Genomic DNA, 1270 nt, shown 5'->3' with positions numbered 1-1270 from the left:
CGCTTGCCGGCATCGAGGTGCAGATGCCCGAGGACGCTCCCGCCACGGTCGTAGACGACGATGTGGTCCCCGTCGCGCAGCACGGTGACCTTCTGCCCGGCCCGGTGAGCACCGACGCTCACCGAGGACCACCCGACCCGGATCACCCCCTTCGGGGAGACCGGCACCGAGGACACGGTGACATCGTGCTGGATGGGCAGATGTTCGGGACCGCCGAGGACCGGGGCGGCGTGCCAGGCCTGCAGCGGCGGCATGTTCCACACGCTGTGCCGGCGTTCGGTGTTGTAGAAGCGCCGGTAGCGATCGCACAGATCCTGCAGCTGCGCGATCGTCGCCGGCGCCGGCCGGTCGGCGAGCCACCGCTTGAAGGTGCGGTGATGCCGTTCGACCTTGCCGCAGGTCTGCGGGTGATAGGGGCTCGAATGGATCAGCCGGGCCCCGGCCGCGGTGACGTGCCGGGTGAACCGGGAGATCCCGCCCTTGGTGAACCGGGACGTGAACGCGGCCCCGTTGTCGGACAACACGATCGCCGGGACCCCGAACTCGGTGAACGCGGCCTCGATCGCGGTGATCGCCCCGGCCGCGGTTTCGGCGTCGGCGGCGACCTGCGCGAGCAGGGTGCGGGTGCAGTCGTCGAGGACCTCGAAGACCACCGCGGCGGCCCCGTCGGCGAGCCGGACCGTGGTGGCGTCGATCTGGTAGCAGTCCCGCGGCCGGGCGTAGGCGAACCGCCGCCAGGACGACCGGGGGCGTTTGCGCGGTGCGTCGATCACCAGCCGGTGCCGGCGCAGGATCTTGTGGATCGTGGCCCGGCACGGCACGGTCCGGCCCTCGGCCTCCCAGTGTTGGTCGCGGGCCAGCCGGGCCAGGTGGTAGCCGATGGTGTCGGCGCCGTTGTCGGGGCCCAGGGTTCGGCGCAGCCGCACGATATCGGCCTCCACCTCGGGTGGGGTGTGGTGTGGGCAGGTGGCGGGCCGGTGGGATCGTGGGGTCCACCGGCCCTGTTCCTGGATGCGTTTTTTGTGGCGGTAGGCGGTGGCGCGGGAGATGCGGTTGTGGGCGCACCAGCCGGCGAAGTCGCCGTCGAACACGTCGACGCCCTCGGTGATCGCCATGGTCAGTGCGGCATCGAGCAGCTTCATGCGGGCATCCGATCTGGTCACAGGCACAGTCTGTGACCGGTTCCGGTGTCCGCACCCACGAGGACAGCAGCGTGTCTCACATCTGGGTAGACATCCGGTGTCTCACATCAACCCAGACTGAACAGCGG

1 protein-coding gene is annotated in these 1270 nt (G+C 70.2%); it reads right to left on the bottom strand.

Annotated elements, in window-relative coordinates:
* Nucleotides 1-1163 (bottom strand): DDE-type integrase/transposase/recombinase (locus ACN675_RS29180; protein WP_420754119.1); only part of this gene is annotated, 1163 nt, incomplete at its 3' end.
* Nucleotides 1164-1270 lie beyond the last annotated feature (107 nt).

Source organism: Rhodococcus sp. O3, from assembly GCF_048897285.1.
GTDB lineage: Bacteria > Actinomycetota > Actinomycetes > Mycobacteriales > Mycobacteriaceae > Rhodococcus.
This window is presented reverse-complemented; position numbering and strand designations above follow the sequence as displayed.